Source organism: Achromobacter sp. GbtcB20 (genome assembly GCF_019091095.1).
Classification (GTDB): domain Bacteria; phylum Pseudomonadota; class Gammaproteobacteria; order Burkholderiales; family Burkholderiaceae_B; genus Achromobacter; species Achromobacter mucicolens.
Genome location: NZ_JAGXJZ010000434.1, coordinates 1 through 301 on the forward strand (window position 1 = coordinate 1; position 301 = coordinate 301).

1 protein-coding gene is annotated in these 301 nt (G+C 69.4%); it reads right to left on the reverse strand.

All coding sequences use genetic code 11. From position 1 onward, the window contains the following. Positions 1-67: 67 nt before the first annotated feature. On the reverse strand, positions 68-301 hold a 234-nt coding region (locus KVT32_RS29655), incomplete at its 5' end, for a helix-turn-helix transcriptional regulator (protein ID WP_217619379.1).

The following is a 301-nucleotide window of genomic DNA, read 5'->3' on the forward strand; positions in this document are numbered from 1 at the left end:
CATGCTCGGCGTGTGCCTGGCGCGCCGCCGCGCCAGGCGCGGCTTCGACGATTAACATCGCACCGGCCTACCGGTAAAAGCTCGACGGCGGTACCCCGAAGTGGCGCCGGAACATCGCGGCGAAGGCGCTCTGGCTCGCGTAGCCGCAATCGAAGGCGACGTCGATGCCTTTCCTGCCCTGGGCCAGCTGCTCGAGCGCCGACAGCAGCCTGGCCTGTTCGCGCCAGCGCGCGAAGGTCATGCCGGTCTCCTGCGAGAACAGGCGGTGCAGCGTGCGTTCTCCCATGCCGAGCGATGCGGC